This window comes from Pantoea sp. B9002 (assembly GCF_013385945.1).
In the GTDB taxonomy this organism is placed as follows: domain Bacteria; phylum Pseudomonadota; class Gammaproteobacteria; order Enterobacterales; family Enterobacteriaceae; genus Pantoea.
Window position 1 is genome coordinate 39,883 of record NZ_JACAPA010000037.1, and the last position, 22,343, is coordinate 62,225.

Sequence of the window (22,343 nt, forward strand, 5' to 3'; positions counted from 1 at the left end):
TTCAGAGTTGGCATATGGCAGCATCTTCCTCCCCCATTTATGGGGGAGGACCGAGGAGGGGGACAGCCAGCTCCTGGCAAAAAAAGGTGCGCCGAAGCGCACCAGATGGGACAAATCAGCACTGCCGGGGCGGATTACCCCTTGCCTTTAACACTGCTGATAAACACGTGTCTGGCCGACGTGGAGCCCAAACGCTCGGCCTCATCCAACAGCTTCAACGCCTTATCGATATTGCCCTTCTCAACGGCCTCGCGGATGTTCTGATTAAAGTAGCCTTCGGTATCCGTCATGATCGGTTTAGGTTTTGCATCCGAAACCTGGGCAGCACGATAAGTCGCCGGCGCAACCGGCTGCGTATTGCCCACCGTTACCGGCGCAGGACTCGATGATCCAAACAGCGGCCCAACCAGAATGGATGAACCTGAACTGGTTTTCATTTTGAGTTTCAACGTGCCATCACGGCTGTGCTGCGCAATTGGATCGGGAATATCCGGCACCGCATTGCCGGTGCCGCGGGCGTAGGCTTTGGCCGGATCCAGTAAGGTGGTGGTTTCGGTCAAATCCTTCTCGGTGGTGAATACCAGCAAGTAGATCTTTTGCTGACCCAGCGCAGGCGTCAGTTTCATCACGCCTTCCAGCCGATCCGCCGCCATCACGCCCGGCTGCTGATAGGTGAAAAAGCGCGCCGGGAACCAGGCCGCCGGGCGCATGTTCTCATCCAGCACCAGCACGTTCGGTGCGAACACCTGATTTTGCTTCACTTCACTGCTCAGCGTAATGGTGAGTTCACCGATATTGGCTGGCAAGCTGTAGGCCGCCACCGAACCCGTCACGCCCGCGGCGTTCAGGTTGGTGTGGCTCTCACTCAGCGTGGTGACCTGGGTACGGGAAGTATCTACCGGCAGCCAGCTCAGCGTTTGCAGGCTGGCGGCGGGGAATGTAGGCGCGGCAGAGAGATCCTGTGGCACCAGATTGACATCAGCGAGCGCCGGTAAACTTTGACCGGCCAGCAGCGCGGCGCTCAGGCAGAGCGCAAAAACCGTTTTTTTCATTCTCATTGTATAACCTCAAAAAACTGTCAGGCGGCGGCGCGAACCAGGCAATGGCGCGCCGCGCCGAAAAGAGATCGTCTCAGTTAAGCCACATGCGGGAGCATTACCACCAAATCTCCATCTGCGCCCCGAATGTCACCTCATCGTTGTTGCCACGGCTGTTGGTCAGAATGCCGTTGCCGCTGCTGTCGTTAGAGGCAAAGGAGGTCAAATCACCTGAGCTGTCTTTGCTGTAGCCCCATTTCTCATCCCACTTGGCGTAGGTCGCGAACAGACGCAGTGCCGGACGCGACCAGATGCTGTCGCCCGCCTGCCACTGTTGCGCCAGCGTCACTTTGTACTGGCCGTTGCGCTCGTTCACCTGCTGCGACTTCACGTTGTCGTAGCCCACTTCAAGCAGCGTGCTCATGATCGGCGTCCATTTGTACATGGGGCGCACGCCCACGGTGTACCACTCGGTGCCACGGTTGTTATCGAGATCGGTGTTCTGGTACATGGCGACGTACATCAGATCCCAGCGATCGGCGAGGCTAATTGCACCGTGATCGAGTACGCGATACATGCTGCCGCTGTTGTTGATATTGGTGCCCTGCGGCAGCCCTTTGCCCTGCGACGTCAACGCATCGGTGGCGTACTGCAGCACGAATTTGTTGTAGCCCTTCAGCATGCTCTGCGTATGTTCTGCGGTGAACATCCAGCCATCTTTGGAGGCGTTATCTTCGAGGCGATAACCATCACGCGCGTTGGCGCGGCCATAATCGACGCCCAGCTCCAGCACGCCGTTCGGGTTGGTTTCAAGACCTGCCAGGCGCACATCAAACACGTCGTTGGCGGTGCTGGTGGCGTAATCTCGGATCTGATCGCTGGAGAAGGTGTAAGAGCCGCCCGCTTCGGAGGAGCGCGTGGCGGCAAAGGAGAGTTTGCCGAAGCCGAGATCGACATCTTCCAGACCGGCACCGGGACCAGAAATATCCCAGTAGTAGAAGTCGATCATATGCACGTCATGACGCTGGTAGAAACGCTTACCGGCCCAGATGGTGGAACCCGGCAGCGATTCGATCAGGTTTTTGCCCTTGACGTTGGCTTCGCGGAACGCGGGCGAGGTCGCTTCCCAGTCATTCTGCTGAGAAACCGAATAGGCGACGTTGGTATCGAAATAGAAGCTCTTATCGCCCTCTTTCCACACTTCCTGGCCCAGCTTCAGCTCAGCGTAGGTTTCACATTCGTTGCCCAGACGGTATTTACTTTGAGCGCCGGTGGCCTGAAAACATTGCTGTTCCCCGCCGCTGCCGGTCCAGCCGATGCCGGAACGGGCATAGCCGGTAAAATCGACTGCCATCGACGGGGCAGCGAGCGTACCTGCCGCGATAGCAACCGCGATAGGGAGTTTGCGCAGAGTTAACATTTTCTATCTCCTGAGGTCATTGCTTTTATTGTTTTGCAGGGCTAAACACCGGGTTCCTGATGTAGCCGGCGACAGGCGCTGCCATCTTCACGGAAAAGATGGCAACGCTCAGGCGGCAGGCCGATGCCCATCAGGGCGCCCTCTTCTACCAGCACGACGTCCTCCTGGCGGTAAACCAGGCTTTGACGAATGGCGGGAATCTGGATGTGAATTTGCGTTTCGTATCCCAACTGCTCCACCACCGTCACTTCGCCTTCGAGGGTGACGTCAGCGATATCGCTGGAGAGCAGATGTTCGGGACGAATGCCTAACGACATGTTGCTGCCCACCTGCACACCCGCGCTGTCGACCGGCAGCCACACCAGTTGGGTATTCGGTAAACGCACCTGAACCTGATCGATGGCGGTGGCGGTGACTTTTACCGGTAAGAAATTCATGCGCGGTGAGCCGATAAAACCGGCAACAAAACGATTGGCGGGATAGTGATACAGCTCGAGCGGCTTGCCGACCTGGGCAACGTGGCCGCCATCCAGCACCACGATCTTGTCCGCCAGCGTCATCGCTTCGGTCTGATCGTGGGTGACGTAAATCATGGTGCGCTTCAAACGCTTATGCAGGCGCGATATCTCGATGCGCATCTGCACGCGCAACGCGGCATCAAGGTTGGAGAGCGGCTCATCGAGTAAAAACACGCGCGGTTCCGCCACCAGCGTGCGGCCAATCGCCACGCGCTGACGCTGTCCGCCCGACAACGCTTTCGGACGGCGCTCCAGCAGATGCGCCAGCTGTAGCACTTCCGCCACCTGATTGACGCGCTGCTGGATCTCCGCTTTGCGCGTGCCAGCCAGCTTCAGGCCGAACGACATGTTCTCAGCCACCGAAAGATGGGGATAAAGCGCGTAGGACTGAAACACCATGCCGATGCCGCGCTCGGCGGGTGGCACCTCATTCATGCGTTTGTCGCCAATAAACAGATCGCCGCTGGTGATGGTTTCCAGTCCGGCAATCATGCGCAGCAGCGTCGATTTGCCACAGCCTGAAGGTCCGACAAAAACCACGAACTCTCCTTCGGCGATCTCAAGGCTGATGTTTTTCGACACCTCGGTTTCGCCCCACACCTTGGAGACACTGCGCAACGTAACGCTCGACATGATGCTTTCCTCTCAGCTTGCTATTCCTTGTCCGCAAGTCGGCGGACAGACCCCGGCGACCACTATGGGCAAGGAGATAACCGTCGACATCCTCCACCGCAGGGCGTCAGCGTGGGGGAGGAGACGGGAGGAGGAGATCGCGCAGACCTGTCTGATAAAACGCGGCAGGCAACCATTTTTGTGAGCTATGACGCAGAGCAGAGCGGCGATTGTGTGCGCCAGTCCGTGATAACCGGGTGGTTTTGCAACGCAGATCACATCAGGTGATAAGCAGGCGTAGAGCCGGGGAGGATGAGAAGCGGCGGCAGATACTCACAATGTGGCAGGTAAAACGATTTCCGTTTCCGCTAACAGGATGGAGTTATGACAATGAAAACCGGTGCACGCATTCTTGCCCTTTCCGCCCTGACGGCCGTGCTGTTTTCAGCCTCTGCCGTTGCAAAGATTGAAGAGGGAAAGCTGGTCATCTGGATCAACGGCGACAAGGGCTACAACGGCCTGGCTGAGGTGGGTAAAAAGTTTGAGCAGGAAACCGGCATCAAAGTGACGGTTGAGCATCCGGACAAAATGGAAGAGAAGTATCCGCAGGTGGCCGCCACCGGCGACGGCCCGGACATCATCTTCTGGGCGCACGATCGCTTCGGCGGCTATGCGCAGTCAGGCTTGTTAGCGGAGATCTCCCCGGACGCGCGCTTCCAGGAGAAAATCTTCCCCTTCACCTGGGATGCGGTGCGCTTCAACGGCAAGCTGATCGGTTATCCGATTTCGGTTGAATCCTTGTCACTCATCTACAACAAAGATCTGCTGCCTGAGCCGCCAAAAACCTGGGAAGAGATCGCCGCCATCGATAAGAAAATGCGCGCGCAGGGCAAGAGTGCCATGATGTTTAACCTGCAGGAGCCGTACTTCACCTGGCCGCTGCTGGCGGCGGGCGGCGCTTATGCCTTTAAGCTCAACGATGGCCGTTACGACGTGAAAGATACCGGCGTGGATAACGCCGGTGCCAAAGCGGGCATGAACTTCCTTGTCGATCAGGTGAAGGCCAAAACGCTGAATGCCGATACCGATTACTCCATCGCCGAAGCCGCCTTTAACAAGGGGCAAACCGCCATGACCATCAACGGGCCGTGGGCATGGAGCAACATTGATAAGAGCAAAATCAACTACGGCGTCACGCTGCTGCCCACGCTGCATGGCAAAAATTCCAAAACCTTCGTCGGCGTGCTGAGTGCTGGGATCAATGCCGCCAGCCCGAACAAAGAGCTGGCCAAAGAGTTCCTGGAGAATTACCTGCTGACCGACGCCGGTCTTGATGCGGTTAACAAAGACAAACCGCTCGGCGCGGTGGCGCTGAAATCGTTCCAGCAGACGCTGGAGAAGGATGAGCGTATCGCCGCCACCATGACCAACGCGCGCAACGGCGACATCATGCCGAACATTCCGCAAATGGCTGCCTTCTGGTACGCGATGCGCACCGCCACGCTGAATGCGCTGAGTGGACGTCAAAGCGTTGATGCGGCGCTGAAAGATGCGCAGGCACGACTCAACAAGTAATCCTCTCTACCAGAGCCGGCGCAATCCGGCTCGTTACTGGCTGTTAAGGAAAACCGCATCATGTCAGGAAAACCGAAAACAGCACGGTTCAGCGCCGTGCTGAAGGCTCTTTTTCTCGGTATCTGCTGTCTGCTGGTCGGCTATCTGCTCGTGCTGATGTATGCAAAAGGTGAATATCTGTTTGCGCTGGTGACGCTGATTATCAGCGCCGTCGGCCTGTGGATTTATGCCAATCGTCGCGCTTATGCCTGGCGCTATGTCTATCCCGGACTCGCAGGCATGGCGCTGTTCGTACTGTTTCCCCTCGCCTGTACCGTGGCGATTGCCTTTACTAACTACAGCAGCACCAACCAGCTGACGCTGGAACGTGCGCAACAGGTGTTGCTGAGCCGTCAATATCAGGATGGTTCAGCGCTGAACTTCTCGCTGATCCCGGCGGGCGATCGCTGGCAGCTGGTGCTGACCGAAGCGGCCAACGGGCAAACCTTCGTTTCGCCGGCGTTTGCCTTTGGCGGAGCGCAAAAGCTGAAACTCACCAGCGCCCCGCCACCGCCGGGTGAACGCGCCACGCTGCGCATCGTCACCACCAATCGTCAGGCGCTGAACCAGATTCAGGCCGAACTGCCGGATGGTCGTCAGGTGGTGATGAGCTCGCTACGGCAGTTCTCCGGCACGCGCCCGTTGTATGTACTGCAAGCCAACGGCGACCTGAAAAATCAGCAAAGCGGCGCGCTGTATCAGGCCAATCGTGAGAGCGGTTTCTATCAGAACAGCAGCGGCGAAGCGCTGAGTCCGGGCTTCACGGTGAATACCGGCTGGAAGAATTTCATTCGCGTATTTACCGATGAAGGGATTCAAAAACCGTTTCTGGCAATCTTTGGCTGGACGCTGCTATTTTCTTTCGTGACGGTGATTCTCACCGTGGCGGTCGGCATGGTGCTGGCTTGCCTGGTGCAGTGGGAAGCGCTGAAAGGCAAAGCGGTGTATCGCGTGATGCTGATTTTGCCCTACGCCGTGCCCGCGTTTATCTCGATTCTGATCTTCAAAGGGCTGTTCAATCAGAGCTTTGGTGAAATCAACGTGATGCTAAACGCGCTGTTTGGTTTCCAGCCCGCGTGGTTTAGCGATCCGACGCTGGCGCGCACCATGCTGGTGATGGTGAACACCTGGCTTGGCTATCCCTACATGATGATTTTGTGCATGGGGCTGCTAAAAGCCATTCCGGACGACCTCTATGAGGCTTCCGCGATGGACGGTGCCGGGCCGCTGCAAAACTTCTTCCTGATCACCTTGCCGCTGCTGTTGAAACCGCTGATGCCGCTGATGATCGCCAGTTTTGCCTTTAACTTTAATAACTTTGTACTGGTGCAGCTGCTGACCAACGGCGGGCCGGATCGTATCGGCACCACCACGCCAGCGGGTTATACCGATTTGCTGGTGAATTACACCTGGCGCATTGCTTTTGAAGGCGGCGGCGGGCAGGACTTTGGTCTGGCGGCGGCCATCGCCACGCTGATTTTCCTGCTGGTGGGTGCGCTGGCGGTAATCAATCTTAAAGCTGTACGAATGAAATTCGATTAAGGAGGCGTTATGGCTATGGTGCAACCCAAATCGCAAAAGTTGCGTTTGTTGATGACGCATCTGCTGCTGTTAGTTTTTATTGCCGGAATACTTTTTCCGCTGCTGATGGTGCTCGCCATCTCATTGCGCGCCGGCAACTTCGCCACCGGCTCACTGATTCCGGAACAGATTTCCTGGGAACACTGGCAGCTGGCGCTCGGCTTCAGCGTCGAGCACGCCGACGGCCGCGTGACGCCGCCGCCATTCCCGGTGCTGCTGTGGCTGTGGAACTCGGTGAAAATCGCCGCCATCAGCGCCATCGGCATTGTTGCGCTTTCCACCACCTGCGCTTATGCCTTTGCGCGCATGCGGTTTGCTGGTCGCGCCACGTTATTAAAAGGCATGCTGATTTTCCAGATGTTCCCTGCGGTGTTGTCGCTGGTAGCGCTTTATGCGTTGTTTGACCGCCTGGGACAATATCTGCCGTTTATCGGCCTGAATACGCATGGCGGCGTGATCTTTGCTTATCTCGGCGGCATTGCCCTGCACGTCTGGACCATTAAAGGCTATTTCGAAACCATCGACGGTTCGCTGGAAGAAGCCGCCGCGCTGGATGGCGCCACGCCGTGGCAGGCATTCCGACTGGTGCTGCTGCCGCTTTCGGTGCCGATTCTGGCGGTGGTGTTTATTCTGGCGTTTATCGCCGCTGTCACCGAAGTGCCGGTCGCGTCACTGCTGCTGCGCGATGTGAATAGCTACACGCTGGCGGTCGGCATGCAGCAATATTTGAACCCGCAAAACTATCTGTGGGGCGACTTTGCCGCGGCGGCGGTGCTCTCTGCGATTCCGATTACGCTGGTGTTCCTGCTGGCCCAACGCTGGCTGGTCAGCGGCCTGACGGCCGGCAGCGTGAAAGGCTAACCCGTTTGTTATCCTCCTTCCTCAATGTTCACTGCAGTTGAGGGTTTTGGCGGCCTTAGGGCCGCTTTTTTTATGGGTGTGGAGTAAAAAACATGTGGGGATATTACCCCATCGTTAAATCATAAAATTGAAGAAAATTAACAAGCTAACTTATTATATATATTGCCCCAACACGCTGACATAATGCTTATGTTATAAATTATTTTTGTGCACTAAATCTCACCGGGTTATTTTTAAAAAAGCCGTAGAGCACTAAATTTTGTTAACTATTAACATAGTTTAAAGTGGTACTTGTCAAGCTTGGTGGCGCAGCCCATTATGACTGGCAGTAAAACAAGGTTAAATTTAATATTTTGTGAAATAAACACTCAATTAAATATCATGCACTTACAATGAAAAACACTCAATATAGTTTAAAAAATAAAGAAAATTTATGAAAAGTAATTTACTAGCAATTTAAAATAACACATGAAATAATTTTAACTATGATATCAAACCATTTCCCGACTCAGTGATAAATGTCATCGAATTTAATATGGTATACTGCTTGTGGAGAAAATATCTTAGGTACGAATGGTCTAAGTTTATTTCATGGCGTTATAAAGAAATTATTAATATGAGTGAAAATTGAAGTTACATATTACAAAAATAATACACCACATACCTGCTACAGTGGCATGTGGCGATTAAATATTAAGAAATATGTTTATATTTATTACTGTTTATATATGAGTTGAGGGCTGACATAAAAATATTTTTAGTTGTCTTGTCATTAATTCCATTTATCTCATAGCTCAATTCCTTGAGATAATTTTCAGATAAATAGCTTAAAACCAAGTCTCTCACTCCCGAAAGCTCAGGGTAAAGTTGAACAATTTTATCTAAATTGCCAAATATTTCTCGTGCACGAGAAGGATTTTGTATAACCAAATCAGCAATAGATCGAATTAACTGCTTGTCTTGTAGAGATTTATTATCGTACATAATTCCCTCCCGCCTCAAGTGCTGTTGTGATCATACGTTTTAAATTTCTAATGCTTCTATTCTTAAACTCTAGCTCTAGAGTAGTATGCATCTTCTTACGTAGTATAGGCTTGATTTCATTTCGACCGTCTAAAGACCACATATTTGTTGTTTCTAAATCTAATTCTATCACTAATGCGCCCGAAGTTGAAGAAACCTGTAAAGTCTCTGATGGCTTACCGGGTTCACTCCATAATGCTACATCTTTACTTGGAGCATGACCTAAACCTGTTGCTCTCAAAGTCATTCCTAATGCTGTAACTGATAGTACTGAACATCCAGGATCATCTGATAAAACAGCAGCGTATTTTCCTGGCCAGCGAGGTGCAATTTGTGGCCCGTCAAGTAAGAGGCTTATAACAAGATTCGGACCAATTGCCCTAACTGCTTGGGCAACAGGCTCCTGACGAGCTAGATCTTCACAGACTAATGGACATAGAATTACACCTTCAGCAGTCTCTAAAGTTGTTAAATTTCTTCTACCGACACTGATATTTTCCCACCATTTTTTTCCTGGATTCAATGAAGCAGAAAGATTGTAATTACGCAGCTGGTTTCTATCAAGGAACCAGCGATGGTGTTTTTCCTGTACGATAGTATTGAAGGAAAGTAAATCTTCATCCACAAAGCCTAAAACAGCAGCATTTTTCCCATTGATCCCATCTGTACCATATACTCCAGAAAGTAATGATGGTGCATCTTTATCAAAAATTTCGTAAAGTAACTTAGTCAACTTTTTAAACTGTATCTCTGATAATGAACACTCTGGAAAAACGATCAGATCAATAACACCAACTCTTTTGATGGCAGAAAGTAAAAAAGACAGGAAATGGCTTTCCTCAAAATCATCCTTAGGATGATAATCGAAAAAGTCAAAATACTCATCCATATGATTCTTGATGTTTTTTGAAGCAGTAAAATACTCATCTTTCACATCAAAAGGCCAAGGTATCATTAAAATATTAAAGCTACTTTTAGAATAAGTTGACTTTTCAACCTTATTTATATGGTGTGTATATTTAACAGCTGGCCGGATAAATGTCAGATTTTGCGTTAAATTATTTATTGTTAATCCAGACTGTGGGGTGTTAAATTTTCTTGTAATAATTCCATACTTAGGATCGTTATCAGAAAGATTAGTCAGTGAAGAATCAAAGCTCGGATTGTCATTAGCATATATTTTATAGTTAATATCCCTTGCAATCATCGCAGCATAAATTTCATCATGCAAATATGTACCAGAAAATTTAGAGAAAAGTTTATCAATTGATATCAGCAATGAAAAAAGAGATTCACAAAAAACATTTTCATTCATCAAATCATATACACACTTATGCATATTCCTTTGATTAAATATACTATTAATATGATTTTTTAGTATAAAGTCTACATCTATAAATGACCCTTTACTCGAAACAGTATTATCTAGATAACTTTTCCATGATTTAACTAGTTCATCACATACCAAATTACTTTCCAACCCCCAATTAATATGGCTTTGAGGGGATACGAGCAACCTGTACTTATCGGTATAATCTATCACTGAATGCAATATTAAGAAAATATTTGGAGGCCAAGATAACACCTGACTAAATGACTGATTATCTGGACTAATAAAATCTCTCACGTAGTCATATTCTATATGACTTCCAGCATTAACATTAGGAAAGTAATTTTCAATAAACCTCTTAAATTCCATATATTTTCCTTTTAAAAAATGCTTAGTTTTAGAAACCAAAACTAACCAATATTTATAATCGAATGCGAAAGTTAGAAAATTAATCTCTATTACCAATTATTAATAACGACCTTATATTGTTTCTGTCGATATATAATAACAGCCCTCTTGAACACAAATTTATGAGGACTGTTATTTTATTGAAATTAATCTTTTGGGGCATCTAATAACGGTGGGTTCGGCGAACTGTTCTCTGTTAAACCATACAAATTTAATGTCTTAGATATAACATCTGGAAATTCTTCAATTCCTCCAAAGCGTTTGAGAAGTTCCATAGTCTCAATCCCACCAAAATCACTAATTTGCTGGAGTCTGATATCATTCGCTTGGGGATCCGAAGCTGTTAAAAGTGACTTGAGATATGCCACATGCAAATTTCTTGCCTCAAGAAGCACTTCGTTCCATGTTCTTACTTGGATCCTATTGTCGAATTCATAAAAACCACCTTTATCATGTCCGACAAGAACACCACTTATTTTAATATCAGGCCCAGTATATATTTCACTAATTATTTGAATATAATCATGCAATTGCTTGTATTCAATTGGTAATAGAGTTTTACCAACTTCAGGTCCCTTTAATTCGAAAACAATAAATTCTTTTTCTTTGCCAGAATCAGTTAGAAATACAAAATCAGGTTTTAAAGATCCCTCAATTTTACCTAAAGACCATCCACCAGCATCTTCATTGGGTTTATGTGCTTTTTCCACCAGAGTACGAATTGATTGATTGGCAGTAAGTCTTTCCCATTGAGGTCCTAGTAGCCAAGGAAAATTTTCAATTAATCTTTGCAGATGTGTTTCTGTGCGACTATCTTCGATCATTTTAGTCATTACAGTAATAGCTGCAACTCTTTGTGCCATTGTTACGGCTAATCCCATAGCCTCTGGAACCATGCTCTTACGTAATCCATCAACTAGCTTAGTGAAAACTGTTGTATCAGAATTAATAGAAGAAAATATTTTCTCCCATAAATCCTGCGTTATTTTTCTGGTAGGAGCATGGACCCAAGCATTAGTGAAACTTTCTGTAGCTCGATCTTTTGCTTCCTCATCGTCCCCTAGATTATCTAAAACCTCACTCAAAAGTTCAGCAAGGGCTTCTTCTTCAGGACCACTAAGAGAGATGTTAATTGAACGAATTCTTCTTAACGTATCAGTTTTCGGCTTCGTAGCTCGCCACTTTCTAAATGCATCTAGCCAACTATTTAACTTTGCCGCTCCCCATTCATGAAGTGGTTGCGTTTCGGAAGTATCCCAATCAATAGAGCGTCGATCAGTTGAAACCACGTCATCGGGGAGCTCATCGAGCCAGTCAGCTTCTACAACTCCATATAAGTAACGACTTAATATTTCTTTACCCTTAACATCAAAAAAAAACGGTCTATCTTGAGCTATTTTACCATGCGTATAGATACCAATACCGGCGTTTTCAATTGACCATTCCGCGCCTTGTAAATCAACAAACCGAACCCAATATTTTAGTTCTCTTTTTACACCATTTATAATAAGTGATTCAGTTAAAGGGCTGTCCCATTTACCAAATCCAAAGTCATGCATGGCTGGAAGGGCATCTCCAGGAGAAATCTCTTTATTATTGATAAAAACCTTAAAATCAGGATGTAGCATAGATACAGTGAATCTTCTACCCATCGATTTTAGAATCATGTCGGTGTTAAGCGATTTTTTTAAATTGGTGTCACTAAGTATGACACATACGCCGCCTTCATTATTTTTAAGATTAGCGACTAAATTCGATAACTGCTCTTCGCGTGCAGCGTATTCTGGTAATAAATTAAAACTTTCTAACGAAAGGCCATCTGCTAAAACTTCAGGTTCATAAATATTATTAAGAGACATATTAGCCTTGGCTAACAGATCATCAAGGTTAAATCTCAACCAAAAAATCTCTCTTACACTAGTGTCATTACGAGAATTGATATTGGGTGAAGAAATAACATCAACTGTTTGTGCTATACCGAAGCCAGCAAGTTTACCGATTCCTTTTCTTCCCATAGGCAACCTTCCGCCTGCAGTTCTAATTGATGGTGAATTTCCTCGTCTGTTTCTGCCAATAATTAAAAACTCATCAGTCAATTCATCCCGGTTCATCCCTCTACCATTATCTGTAATAATAACTTCAGGAGTTCTTTCATTTGTTGATGCCTTTAGATCAATATTTACCTTTTGAGCATCAGCATCCCAACTGTTTGATAAAAATTCGGCTATTACATTTGTTGGTTTATTTTGGTAAAGCTTTATACCCAAATGCTCAATAACTCTGTTAGAAAACTCCAGTTTAAATTCTTTTTTACTTTCCATTTTCGACCTCCTTGAGTAAAATATGAAAGCATTGCTCTGCCATAATAGTTGCAAATAATGGTGGTAAAGCATTTCCAATTATCAAACATGCACGATCTACAAAATCGGTTTTAATTTTAAAATCGTCTGGAAATGTTTGTAAACGCGCGGCTTCTCTCACAGAAATAGTTCGTATATCTTCAGGATGCCCAAACCGGCCTTTGCTAGGGGTTGTACATCCACCTGTAATAGTTGGAGATGGCTTATCCCAAGCCATTCTGCCATAAACATTTGTAAACCCTACGTTATCGATGTGGCATTTGGGCCGAAGATAAGGAGGTATTTCTGTTCTGTCAGCACCTTCTTTAAGATGTGCAAGACGTTCTTTATTTATCGGACTTATATCTCTTATGATATTCCAATTGAAATACTGTGGCCCACCTACCATTTTAGATTGACTCAATAAAATAGGTTCTGGCAAACCACTTAATGCTTCTCTAACAGTTATCCAAGGAAGAGTATTTTTATCGTCTTTCGACTCCGAGTGCGTTTTATTCGGTATTTTAACTGAACTATTTAACGATCCTAAAACTACTAACCTTTTTCTTCTTTGAGGAACGCCATAATCAGCCACTTCTAATACTTTATAATCTATATCGTAACCAATTTTCTTAAATTCTTTTATTACAGGATTAAATAATTTAGAACCTTTTTTTATTAGACCAGGAACATTTTCCATCATAATAACACTTGGCCGAATCTCTCTAACAAGCCTAGCAAATTCGTTGATTAATTCATCGCGATTATCTTTTCTTTTATATTTTGCAGTTAAAGAGCTAAAGCTTTGACAAGGAGGGCATGCCGCGATCATGTCAATTTTACCTGTGGGGGACGTAGCTAAAAGTTCCTCACTAGAAACATGTCTAATGTCTTTTGAAAAAAGCACTGTGTTAGGGTTATTAGCATGGTAAGTTTCAGAAGCGATCGAATCCAACTCTACGGCCGCCGAAACGATAAAACCTGCATTTTTGAGCCCTAACGTTAAGCCACCACCACCAGAAAATAAATCCACAGCAACAAAACCTTGATTTTTAAGTGTTTTTTTCATTGGAAATTAATTTTTAACTTTGATTTTTGCTATAGTAAAAAAAAAAATGAACAAAATCTAGTGATTATTCTTTTCGACTATCTATGTTTTATAATCGATTACTTTGTAAACATCATTCATTATTGAAATCATAATAACTTAACCATCGGTTGACAGGAAATATTCACATTAATAGCTAGCTGTGTTTAATTACTTATTTCATCTCACGCTAAAATTTGTCACTTTACGTTTAGTTCAGTTATTTAAAATTATATTTATAACCTTTACCATTGATCTAAAATCTATCGAAGAACGCTGATTTTTTAAAAAATATAAGTTCGAATACTAATCCGCGTTAATGAAATGAGCCGTGTGAACTCATACGACTATCACTAAATGACGACATTGGTAACATCCTCATTAACCTTCCTACCCCAACCGGAAATACCGCGCACTTTTCGTACGTCTGTTCATTGTCCGTCTTAACACCCACCTAACATAACCTAACTCAACTTCACCAGCCCAATCGTTTTCTCAATTACCATTAAAATCAGCACCGCGAAGATAATAAAGATCACCGAAATCGCATTCACCATAGGATCGAAAGTCTGATCGACGTAGTTAAATACCCGAACCGGCACGGTGATGGTGTCTGGCGCGCTGAGAAACAGGCTCACGGAGACTTCACCAAAAGAGGTCACCGCCGCAAATACCGCACCGGCCAGAATGCCAGGCTTAATGAGCGGCAGCGTGACGTGGCGAAACGTATACCAGCGCCCCGCGCCCAAACTCATCGATACCGCTTCAAGCCGCTTATCCATCGCTGCCAGACTCACGCTAACGGTGCGCACCACATACGGCAGCGCCACCACCACATGACCAATCACCAGCCCGCTGATCATCCCGGCGATACCCGCCGCCGTCAGCACATAAAGCAGCGCAATGCCCAGCACCACTTGCGGGATCATTAGCGGCGACAGAATAAAAGCCTGCAAAGCTTCGCGATAGCGGAACTCCAGCCGCGCCAGTGACCAGGCGGCAAACGTACCCAGCACCACGGTGATCGGCGTGACGATCACCAGCAGCAAGGCGCTGATCCACAGCGAGGCGATCCAGCCCTCATCCTGTAAAAGCGCGCTAAACCAGCGCAGCGAGAATCCCTGCGGCGGAAACTGCGGATACGGTTCCGGGCTAAACGCCGAGAGCACAATCACCAGCACCGGCAGCGCTAAAAAGGCGTAAATCACGATGCCCGCCAGCGTCACGCCGAACTGCGTCAGCCGCTGCGCCAGGCTTTGCGTGTTATCCATTATTTTTATTCTCCCAGCGTTTCAGGAACGCGCCCGCAATCCCGGCGATAATCAAGGTCATCACCAGCAACGTCAACAACAGCGCCGCCGCCAGCGGCAGGTTAGCGATCTGCATCGCCTGCTGATAAATGGCAATCGGCAGCAGCGGCTGTAAGCGCCCACCAATCAGCAACGGCGTGATGTAGCTGCCCGCCGCGAGGGAAAAGACGATGATGAAACCGGTCAGCATGCCGGGCAGCGTCAACGGCAGCACCACGCGGCGGAAGGTCATCGCTGGCGTAGCGCCCAAACTCATCGCCGCCAATCGCAGCGAGGGCGCGATTTCATTCAGCGAGGTAATTAGCGGCAACACGGCAAACGGCAGCATCACCTGCACATAGGCGATGATCACCGCATTCATGTTCCACAACAGGCTGAGCGGCTGCGGAATCAGGCCGGTGAACAGCAGGAAGCCGTTGATCAAACCGTTCTGCGCCAGCAGCACAATCCACGCGAAGGTGCGGATCACCACGCTGGTGAGCAGCGGAGAAATCAGAATCACATACAGCAGCGTGCGCCAGCCGCGCCGCTGCGTCGTTACCAGCAGCCACGCCGCTGGCCACGCTAGCAGCACGGTAATCGCAGCGGTAAGCAGCGACACCCACAGCGTGGTCCAGAGCGCGTGCAGATATTGCGGATCGGCAAACACCGTCACATATTGCGCCAGGCTGTAACCGGGCAGCGGATTGAGCAGGCTATCAACGTTGGTCAGGCTTTGGTCGAACAGCAGCAGCAGCGGCACCAGCAAAAACAGCAGCAGAAAAAGTAGCGATGGCGTCAGCAGCAGCCAGGGAAACAGATTACGCGTGGCGATCTTCATCAGGCGCGCTCCTGCGCGGGCAGCACAATGACATCCGCCGCTTGCCAGTGCAGATAGCAGCGATCGCCCGGCGCGGGCAGCTGTGAAAAATGCGCTTCTGCGGGCTGCACGCGGATCTCGCCGCCGCCCGGCAGCTGGCACACCAGCCGCAAGGTCGCACCGGCAAAACTCACTTCTTTCACACTCGCGACGCTGCCGTTGCTGGCAAATTGCTGCGGCTCGGTGGAGAACTGCACGCGCTCGGGACGCACAATCAGCAACGACGAGGCACCTGCCGGTTGCGCGGCGTTGAGTTGCAGCGCGGCTCCGGCGGCAACAAAGTGATCGCGCGCCTGATAAAGCCCGTTTTGTGCAGAGGCATGGAACAGATTGGCCTGTCCGACAAACTCAGCGACAAATCGATTCGCCGGCTGGCGATAGAGCGCGGCGGGTGCGCCAATTTGCTGCAGCTCGCCCTGGCCGAGAATGCCAATGCGGTCCGACAGCGTCAGCGCCTCTTCCTGATCGTGCGTCACCAGCACCGTGGTGATGCCGACGCGCTGCTGCAACGCGCGCAGTTCGTCCTGCATATCCTTGCGCAGGCGCGCATCGAGGTTCGACAGCGGTTCATCCAGCAGCAGCACCTGCGGTTCAATCGCCAGCGCGCGCGCAATCGCCACGCGTTGCTGCTGTCCGCCGGAAAGCTGGTGCGGCATGCGCTGCGCCAGCCCTTCCAGTCGCACCTGCTTCAGCGCTTCGGTGACGCGACGCTGCTGTTCGCTGCGCGACACTTTACGCACCTTCAGCCCGAACGCCACGTTATCGCCCACGCTCAGATGCGGAAACAGCGCGTAGTTCTGGAACACCATGCCGATGTGGCGCTGATACGGCGGCAGCGCGGTGACATCCTTGCCGCCAATCAACACGCGTCCGTTATTCGGCGACAAGAATCCGGCGATGATATTCAGCAGCGTGGTTTTGCCGCAGCCGCTCGGCCCGAGCAGGGAGAAAAACTCACCCTGCTCGATGGTGATGCTGACGTCATTCAGCGCGCGGTGGTTATCAAACTGCCGCGCTACGCCGTCAATGACGACTGAACTCATTTCGCGCCACCCAGCGCCTGGCTCCAGCGACGCGTCCAGTCCGCCAGTTGCGGCGTGGCGGTGCTGTAATCAATCCAGATCAGTTTACTGTAGGCCTCTTCGCCCACCTTCACCTGCTTCTTCAGGTTGTCGCTGTACTGCACGTCTTTGTTGGTCATGCCATACAGTGATTTATCCGAGAAGGCTTTCTGCACGTCAGGCGCAGACATGGCGTTAACCACTTTGTAGGCGTTGGCGAGGTTCGGCGCGCCCTTTGGAATCACCCAGTTCGCGGCACCGACAACCGGGCCATCGGACGGATAGACGAAATCAACTTTCATGCCTTGCTGCTTCAGCGCAAACACGCGGCCATCCCAGTACGGCACCACCCACGCATCGCCGCGCTCCAGCAGGGTTTGAATCGCGCCCGGACTGTCCGGGAACGCCACCGCGTTGCCGCGCAGTTCCGCCAGTTTGGTGAAGGCTTTATCCACGGCGGCAGGCTGATTAAGCTCGCCGCCCAACGCGTGCACTAAGCCCGCGAAGAACTGCAAACCCGCGGCGTAAGTCGGCGATGAAATCGCAACGTGGCCTTTGTATTCCGGATTCCACAAGTCGAGCCAGCTTTTCGGCGGGGTTTTCACCAGATCGCTGCGATAAGCGAGTCCGAGTTGCCCGAGGCTGAAGGCGGCGGCGTAGGTTTGATTGTCATACACAAAGCGCGACTGCACGCTCTTATACAGATTATTCAGGTTGGGAATATCTTTGGCATCCAGCGGCTGCAACAAGCCCGCCGCCTGCGCGCGCTGCACGGTATCGGGCTGGAACACCACCACGTCATACGGCGAACGACGGCCTTTAGCGGCACGCAATTTGGCAAACCATTCGGCATCCGCGCCCGGCACCACGGTCAGCTTGAGGTGATTATCTTTGGCAAACTGCTCCAGACCGGACGCGCGGATGTTTTTCTCCCAGTCACCGCCGTAAACCCCGACGATCACCGAGTCCGTAGTTTCAGCCGCGCTCACCGCACCGCTGATCAACATGCCCACCAGCGCGGTGAGCAGGATTTTTTTGTTATTTAACTGGCGCATGGCCATCTCCTGGTATTGAGGTCATTGACGCTGAAAGTTCACTCTCCAGCGCGCGCAGCGCAGCGGAAAACGCCTGGCGCGCCGTCGCGATAGCTGGAGAAGTTGAACGGGGAAAATCTGTCGGTAACTGCGCTAATGCGGCGGCAAACACCGCTGAGCGATGGCGCTGGCGTTCGGCCGGACTGAGTGGATAAAGCAGCTGATTGAGTCGCGTCAGCAGATCGCCCTCAAACAGCGTCTGCCAGTTCTCGCGCGCCGCGCCGAAAGAAGATGACGCCGCACGCGCTTGGCTGCGCAAGGCGGCGGTGGCCGCGGCATCAATGCCGTGATCGGTAAGCACCACGCCATAGTGCTGCGCCGCGTCGGCGTGGCTCAGCAAATGGTTATCGACATCGTTTTGCACCGCCAGCGCATCGCGCTTGAAGGGATCGCCCCAACCGCCGCCGCCGGGCGTTTGCAGCAGCACTTCGTCACCGGCGTTAACGCTCAGCAGATCGATCTTACCGAGCGGCTGACCGCCCGCGACATCAGGATTGAGCGTCAGCGTGGTCGATTGTCCCGGCTGGCCGCCCTGCACGCCCCAAGGCTGGAACAGCATGCGCTCCATACCACGCGCCAGCAGCGTGCTGTCATTTTGCAAAATGCGCACGCGGATCTGCTGGCCCATGCCGCCGCGCCATTGTCCAGCACCGGCAGAACCCGGTCGCAGCGCGTACTGGCGGATTTCGATATGGGTTTCCGCTTCCACCATCTCCACCGGATTATTCGCCAGATTCGAGATGCTGTTGTCGCGTCCGTCGATGCCGTCGCGCCCCCAACGCGCTCCGCCGCCACCGACCATCGGTTCGATCACTTGCACATTCTGCTCGCGGCCATTGCGCGCCACTTCGGCGATCACCAGCGGAATAATGGTGCCACCGCTGGCGGCAGGCATTACGTCCGGCAACGGCTGACCCAGCAAACCGTTCAGCAGATCGTTAACGCGCACCGCCGCCGCATGGCGTACGCCAACTGCAGCCGGATAATGCGGATTGACCAGCGATCCGGCAGGCGCAAACAGCGTCACCGGCGCGAGTAAACCGGCATTCAGCGGCACGCCTTTGTCCAGCGTGCACACCAGCGCCAAAATACGCAGCGTCAGCCACGCGTGCGGATCGCCGTGGCTGGGAATGTTGATCGCTGCCGCCACCTGCGCATCGCTGCCGGTGAAATCGAGATGCACGTTGCCATCGTTAAAGGTGGCGGTGATGGCAAGCCGCACCGGCAAGCCGCTGCCGGCGGCGTCATCAAGGTAATCTTCAAACTGATACACGCCATCGGGAATGCGGCGCAGCACCTGGCGCGCGCGAATGGCCGAGTAAGCCTGCAAATCCTGCTGCGCCTGCACTACGTTCACATCGCCATGCTGCGCTACGATGCGATTCAGGCGATCGCGACCGGCATTGAGCGCGGCCAGCATCGCCTGAATATCGCCAGCAATCGCATCCGGCGTGCGGCTGTTGGCGGTGAGAATGTTCATCACATCGCGATTGAGTTCACCCGCGCGCACCAGCTTGACCGGCGGAATTTGCAGCCCTTCCTGATAAATATCGCTGTTGGTCGGCGAGATGCTGCTTGGCACGCGCCCGCCAACGTCGGAGGCGTGTAAAAAAGCCCAGCCCCACGCCACCAGTTCGCCGTTGATGAACCACGGCGCCAGCACCTGCAAATCCGGCAGATGCGTCGCCAGCCCGCGCGAGCGCCAGGGATCGTTGGTCAGAATCACATCGCCAGGCGCAACCTCGCCGACCGCCTGAATCGCGGTTAATGCGTTCAGCCCAACAAAACCGGAAACGCCAATGCCTTTCGGATAGGCAAAGAAGCGGCCCTGCAAATCGGCCACCGCACAGCAGAAATCGGCGGTTTCCTTGACGTACAGCGTGCGTCCGGTGCGCTGCAGGATGTGGCACATCTCTTCGGTGAGCGCGGTGAGTTTTTGGTTGAGAATTTCGAGGGTGATGGCATCCAGTTTCATGCTGCGTCTCCCGTTACGCGCGCGATCAGCAGATTGCCGCTGCTATCGGTGCACGCCGACCAACCAGGCAAGATCAGCGTGGTGGTATCCTCTTGTTCGATCACCGCCGGGCCCTGAATATGGCTCTGCTTACCGATGTTCACACGCTGCCAGATGCGCGCATTCACCCAGCCGCCGCGCAGATAAAGTGGGCGCGCATGTGGCTCGTCAACCTCATTCTCAGAGTTAAAAGGTTTGTCGGTAGGACGTGGCAGCGCGGCATTCAGCGAAAGGCGCAGCGTGGTGAGTTCAATGGCCGCGTCAGGCGTGTTGAAGCCATAACGCTGCTGATGCAGCTGCTGAAAACGTTGCAGCAAATGCGGATGCGTGATGCTTGCCGGGCTGCCGAGAGTGACGCTGAGTTCGTACGCCTGTCCGGCATAGCGCATATCTGCTTCCACCCGATAATGGGCGCGCTCGCTAAGGCGGCTGGCCTGTTCGGCAAACCACGTTTGCGCCAGCTGATGCAGCTCCGCAACGGTGGCGGCGATTTTGCCGTAGCTTTCCGCTGTAACGTTGATGCGCAGGCTGCGCACAAAGTCGCGGCGGATATCAGCGCTGATCGCGCCCTCCGCGCAGAACGTGCCGGGACGCAGCGGCACCAGAATGCGATTGATGCCCGCTTCTTCGGCGAAGAAGTTGGCGTGGGTCGGGCCCGCGCCGCCAAACGGAATCAGCGTCAAGCCATCGGCCGTCAAACCGCGCTGCGCCAGCGCTTTGTTCAGTTCGGTCGCCATCTGCGCCGTCGCTACTGCGATAGCGCCGCTTGCCACCTGTTCGGCCGCCAAACCTAACGTTTCGCCCAATTCGCTGAGTGCGCGATGCGCGGCGGCATGATCCAGCGTGATGGTGCCCGCCAGCGCCGCGTCGGCCGATAAGATGCCGCTCACCAGATAGCAATCGGTGAGCGTGGGTTGCGTGCCGCCGCGCTGATAGGCAACCGGACCCGGATCCGCGCCCGCACTTTCTGGTCCGACCTTGAGAATGCCGAAATCATCGACATGCACGATGGAGCCGCCGCCGGCACCAATCGCCGCTACGCCGACCACCGGCAGAATCAGCGGCAGGCCGCCAATCTCGGTGCGGTTAACGCGTTCGATTTCGCCCTGCTCCGACAGCGAGATATCACTGCTGGTGCCGCCCATATCGAAGGAGACAAAACCTGTACCGGACGCCAGATGCGCCGCAGCAATCACGCCGGATGCCGGTCCGGAGAGCAGCGTGTCCACCGGGCGCTGATGCGCGGCGTCCAGCGGCAGCACGCCGCCATTAGAAGCGGTGATTAATAAGGGAACGTCAATCGCCTGCTGCGCCAGTAAATCACTCAGCCGGTTAAAGTAGCGCTGCATCAGCGGCTGAATATAGGCGTTCAGCCCGGCCACCAGCGTGCGTTCATATTCACGAATCTCCGGCCACAGCTGCGCCGAAGAGAGCACCGGCACAGCGCCTAACTTTGCAGCCAGCGCGCTTGCCAGCTCCGCTTCACGCAGTGGATTGGCATAACCGTTGATGGTTACCAGCGCCACCGCGCTCACCTTGAGTTGCAAAACCTCAGACGCCACCTTTGCCAGTTCGGCCTCGCCTGGCCACTGCGTCACTTCACCGGCGGGACTGAAGCGCGCCGGGATCTCCAGCACGCGCTGACGCGTTAAAAAAGGCGGCTCGCGGTCGGCATGAAAATCAAAGGAAGACGGCATGCGCGCACGCGCGATCTCCAGCACATCGCGGAAACCGGAGCTGATCACCAGCGCGATGTCCGCGCCGCGCCGCTGGATAATGGCATTGAGGCCCAGCGTGGTGCCGTGCAATACCAGCGACAGCGCGCTGGCGGGCAAGCCGCTTTTCAGCAGCACGGCGCGCAGCCCGTCACTTACCGCCAGAGCGGGATCGGCGGGCGTGCTGGGCTGTTTATGGAAAAAGCGTTGCTGGCGTTGCGGATCAAATAAAACAAAATCGGTAAAAGTTCCTCCGACATCCACGCCGACTGTCGCTCCGGCTGCGGGGCTGTTATCCACCTTAATTCTCCTGCATTACTGGTGACTTAGCGTCGTAAGGCGTTAATCTCCGTTGCTTTGCCATGCAATACGAGCAACAAAAATGACTAAGCTTTGCTGGAATGCGCATGAAGTGACGCTTAGCTGCGTGGTAGCAATGGTTCGCGCAAATGCGTCTAAG

Annotated in this window: 16 protein-coding genes; 3 read left to right on the forward strand and 13 right to left on the reverse strand. The window is 51.9% G+C overall.

Features of this window, described 5'->3' with window-relative positions:
- Window positions 1–134: 134 nt before the first annotated feature.
- The 3 genes from malM to malK all read right to left on the reverse strand — a co-directional run bounded on the left by malM (window position 135) and on the right by malK (window position 3,608).
- On the reverse strand, window positions 135–1,058 hold the full coding sequence (malM, locus tag HX773_RS18365; RefSeq protein WP_176972719.1) for a maltose operon protein MalM: 924 nt from the start codon (window positions 1,056–1,058) through the stop codon (window positions 135–137).
- A 97-nt stretch (window positions 1,059–1,155) separates the two neighbouring features.
- Window positions 1,156–2,457, reverse strand: a complete 1,302-nt coding sequence (locus HX773_RS18370) for a maltoporin (protein ID WP_110867145.1) — start codon at window positions 2,455–2,457, stop codon at window positions 1,156–1,158.
- Window positions 2,458–2,498: 41 nt separating this feature from the next.
- Window positions 2,499–3,608, reverse strand: a complete 1,110-nt coding sequence (gene malK, locus HX773_RS18375; protein WP_176972720.1) for a maltose/maltodextrin ABC transporter ATP-binding protein MalK — start codon at window positions 3,606–3,608, stop codon at window positions 2,499–2,501.
- Window positions 3,609–3,971: 363 nt separating this feature from the next.
- Between malK and malE the strand changes: the two genes are divergently transcribed.
- Genes malE through malG form a run of 3 tightly spaced genes read left to right on the forward strand, consistent with a single transcriptional unit; the run spans window position 3,972 to window position 7,643 of the window.
- Window positions 3,972–5,162 (forward strand): maltose/maltodextrin ABC transporter substrate-binding protein MalE, encoded by a 1,191-nt coding sequence (malE, locus tag HX773_RS18380; RefSeq protein ID WP_176972721.1) that lies wholly within the window; start codon window positions 3,972–3,974, stop codon window positions 5,160–5,162.
- Window positions 5,163–5,222: 60 nt separating this feature from the next.
- A complete protein-coding gene (gene malF, locus HX773_RS18385; RefSeq protein WP_176972722.1) occupies window positions 5,223–6,743 on the forward strand; it encodes a maltose ABC transporter permease MalF in 1,521 nt (506 codons plus the stop codon).
- A 9-nt stretch (window positions 6,744–6,752) separates the two neighbouring features.
- On the forward strand, window positions 6,753–7,643 hold the full coding sequence (malG, locus tag HX773_RS18390) for a maltose ABC transporter permease MalG (protein WP_176972723.1): 891 nt from the start codon (window positions 6,753–6,755) through the stop codon (window positions 7,641–7,643).
- A 693-nt stretch (window positions 7,644–8,336) separates the two neighbouring features.
- Here malG and HX773_RS18395 read toward each other — a convergent pair.
- From HX773_RS18395 to HX773_RS18440, 10 genes are all read right to left on the reverse strand, one after another.
- Complete coding sequence (locus tag HX773_RS18395; protein WP_176972724.1) at window positions 8,337–8,627, reverse strand: helicase; 291 nt, start codon at window positions 8,625–8,627, stop codon at window positions 8,337–8,339.
- Window positions 8,617–10,365 (reverse strand): hypothetical protein, encoded by a 1,749-nt coding sequence (locus HX773_RS18400; RefSeq protein WP_176972725.1) that lies wholly within the window; start codon window positions 10,363–10,365, stop codon window positions 8,617–8,619. The genes HX773_RS18395 and HX773_RS18400 overlap by 11 nt, the downstream gene beginning before the upstream one ends.
- Window positions 10,366–10,550: 185 nt before the next feature.
- The gene (locus HX773_RS18405) at window positions 10,551–12,725 is read right to left on the reverse strand and encodes an ATP-binding protein (RefSeq protein WP_176972726.1); all 2,175 of its coding nucleotides are present in this window, start codon (window positions 12,723–12,725) and stop codon (window positions 10,551–10,553) included.
- A complete protein-coding gene (locus tag HX773_RS18410) occupies window positions 12,715–13,812 on the reverse strand; it encodes a DNA cytosine methyltransferase (RefSeq protein WP_176972727.1) in 1,098 nt (365 codons plus the stop codon). The genes HX773_RS18405 and HX773_RS18410 overlap by 11 nt, the downstream gene beginning before the upstream one ends.
- 482 nt (window positions 13,813–14,294) lie before the next feature.
- Window positions 14,295–15,101, reverse strand: coding sequence for an ABC transporter permease (locus tag HX773_RS18415; protein WP_176972728.1), 807 nt, complete (start codon window positions 15,099–15,101; stop codon window positions 14,295–14,297).
- Window positions 15,094–15,960, reverse strand: coding sequence for an ABC transporter permease (locus HX773_RS18420; protein WP_176972729.1), 867 nt, complete (start codon window positions 15,958–15,960; stop codon window positions 15,094–15,096). The genes HX773_RS18415 and HX773_RS18420 overlap by 8 nt, the downstream gene beginning before the upstream one ends.
- Entirely contained in the window at window positions 15,960–17,042 is a 1,083-nt protein-coding gene (locus HX773_RS18425; protein WP_061720429.1) for an ABC transporter ATP-binding protein, read from the reverse strand. Before HX773_RS18425 ends, HX773_RS18420 begins: the two co-directional genes overlap by 1 nt.
- On the reverse strand, window positions 17,039–18,115 hold the full coding sequence (locus HX773_RS18430) for a PotD/PotF family extracellular solute-binding protein (protein ID WP_081113234.1): 1,077 nt from the start codon (window positions 18,113–18,115) through the stop codon (window positions 17,039–17,041). The genes HX773_RS18425 and HX773_RS18430 overlap by 4 nt, the downstream gene beginning before the upstream one ends.
- Window positions 18,099–20,129: a hydantoinase B/oxoprolinase family protein gene (locus HX773_RS18435; protein ID WP_176972730.1), complete on the reverse strand. Its 2,031-nt coding sequence runs from the start codon at window positions 20,127–20,129 to the stop codon at window positions 18,099–18,101. Before HX773_RS18435 ends, HX773_RS18430 begins: the two co-directional genes overlap by 17 nt.
- Window positions 20,126–22,183: a hydantoinase/oxoprolinase family protein gene (locus HX773_RS18440; RefSeq protein WP_176972731.1), complete on the reverse strand. Its 2,058-nt coding sequence runs from the start codon at window positions 22,181–22,183 to the stop codon at window positions 20,126–20,128. Before HX773_RS18440 ends, HX773_RS18435 begins: the two co-directional genes overlap by 4 nt.
- Window positions 22,184–22,343: the final 160 nt, after the last annotated feature.